The sequence below is a fragment of the Mesorhizobium sp. M1E.F.Ca.ET.041.01.1.1 genome (genome assembly GCF_003997355.1).
Classification (GTDB): domain Bacteria; phylum Pseudomonadota; class Alphaproteobacteria; order Rhizobiales; family Rhizobiaceae; genus Mesorhizobium.
In genome coordinates this window covers 1-2,226 of the sequence record NZ_RZSL01000798.1, presented here as the reverse complement: position 1 = coordinate 2,226, position 2,226 = coordinate 1, and the positions used below count along the sequence as shown (strand labels likewise).

Annotated in this window: 2 protein-coding genes; both read right to left on the bottom strand. The window is 64.1% G+C overall.

Annotated features, from left to right (window positions below; all coding sequences use genetic code 11):
- A partial coding sequence (locus tag EOA38_RS34290; RefSeq protein ID WP_145966218.1) for an ABC transporter permease occupies positions 1–555 on the bottom strand: 555 nt, incomplete at its 3' end.
- Positions 556–666: 111 nt separating this feature from the next.
- Positions 667–2,205, bottom strand: coding sequence for an ABC transporter substrate-binding protein (locus tag EOA38_RS34285; protein WP_127301304.1), 1,539 nt, complete (start codon positions 2,203–2,205; stop codon positions 667–669).
- Positions 2,206–2,226: the final 21 nt, after the last annotated feature.

Here is a 2,226-nt window from a genome sequence, read left to right as displayed (position 1 = left end):
CGCCGGCAGCGCGAGATGGTTCAGCCTGACGGCCAAGGATGCGCCCGGCCCGCCATAGCCGGACGTGTCGAACCAGCCGAGCCTGACGGCGAAGAACTGGATGAACAGCAGGCCCAGCCAGAAGCTCGGCACGCTCGCCGCGAACATGGCGACGGTCGTCGTCGCCTGGTCGAAGATCGAGCCGCGCTTGTAGGCGGCCAGGATGCCGACAGGCAAGGCGATCAGCGTTGCGATCAGCAGCGAGAACACCGTGAGGAAGAAGGTCGGCTCGGCGCGCTGGGCGAGCGCCGTCGTGACCGGCTCGTTGAGGAAGATCGACTGGCCGAAATCGCCCTGGACGAGACCGAGGACGTAACGCCCGAATTGCTCCGGGATCGAGCCATCGAGGCCGAGCCTGGAGCGCAGCGCGGCGATATCGGCGGCGGAAGCATCCGGGCCGAGCATCACGGCGGCCGGATCGCCGGGCGTCACCCGCACGATGACGAAGACGATGGTGACGACCAGCGCCATCACGACGATCATGCCAAGAAGCCTGTTGAGGATCGAGCGCAGCATCGGCGTTCAGCCTATCTTCGGTGGTCCATCGAAATGTCCTAAGGTGCCGGCCGTGACTGGCCGGCACCCTGTTTGCCTGCCCCGGTTGCGCACGGGACAGGCGGGAGGAACCTACTTGCCTTCGAGATAGGCGTTCCAGAAATACGGCCATGGCGCCGGCGTCACGCCCTTGAGCGTCGGCGCCTGAGCGGCCAAGGCGTTGAAGTCGCCGATCTTGACCGCCGGAACCTCGTCGAGCACCGCCTTCTGGACATCCGCGAACAGTTGGACGCGCTTGGCTGGATCGGGCTCGGCATTGAAGGCGTCGAGCACCTTGTGCTTGCGGTCCGAGACCCACCATCCGGGCGAAGAGTCCGACATGATGCCGGTCAGCGACGGCTCGGGCAGGAACGGGCTGTGGGTGATGTAGATGTCCCAAAGCGCCGGATCGGTGCGGTTCTTGGTCAGCGTCGCCCACTCGACGACGTCGAGCTGGACCTGGAAGCCGGCGGCCTTGAGATATTCCGCCGCGACCTGCGCCATCTTGTAGTGGAACTCGTACTGGCGGCTGGTGAGGATGCGCAGCGGCTTGCCGTCATAGCCGGCTTCCTTCAGCAGGGTTGCCGCGGCTTCGGTGTCGCCGTCGGGTTTGTAGGCTTCGGTCCCGGCATCGGTATGCCAGGCATAGCCTTCCGGATAGAGCGCGCCGTCGGCGGCGAAGAAATCCTTGGAGCCGAAGGCGGCGAGCAGCATGTCGTTGGGCGCAAGCGCTGCCTGGATCGCCTTGCGGATGCGGATGTCGCTGTTCGGCCCATGTTTGGTATTCAGCACGAAAACCGGCCAGCCGAACGGTTTCAGCATGACCGGCGCGGTCTTGCCGCCGGAGACCTTGTCGAAGGATTCCACGGGAAGCGAATCGACGTAGGCGAACTGGCCGGCGACCGCTCCTTCCACGCGGGTGTTGGCGTCGGGAACCGGCACGAAACGGATTTCGTCGAGATACTGTTTTCTGGCGCCGCCATAGCCGTTCGGCTCGCCGTCGCGCGATTTATAGCCGTCGAAACGGGCAAGCTGGATGAACTGATCGGGCTTGCGGTCCTTCAGCATATAGGGACCGGTGCCGACGAAGCTGGTCAGCGGATCCTGCTTGGCATTCTCGGAAGGAATGATGATGGCCGCGGCATTGTTCAGCGACAAAAGCGCGAGCAGCGGCGCGAAGGGCTTCTTGAGCGTGATCTTGACCGTGTTGTCGTCGACCGGCTCGACCGAGGCGATCACCTCGGCGGCCTGCTTGCCGCGGGTGGCGATCTTCATCCAGCGCTGCAACGATGCCACGACGTCGGCGGAATTCATGTCGCTGCCGTCGTGGAACTTCACGCCGGTCCTCAGCTTGATCGTGTAGACGAGGCCATCGGGCGAAATCTGCGGCATGTCGGCGGCGAGAAGCGGGGTGATGCCCCAGTCCTTATCGAAGGTGTAAAGCGTCTCGTAGATGTGCTGGGTGACGATGCCGACGAGGTCGGCCGTGGACGCCATCGGATCGAGTGTCGGCGGCTCGCCGATCGTGGCCACGTCGATAACACCGCCTTTGGCCGGCTCGGCCCACGCTGTGCCCGTTGCCGAAAGCACAAGCGCCGCCAGCGAAGCAGCAATTTTCACGAAGCGCTTCATCTTGGTTCCCTTCTTATATTC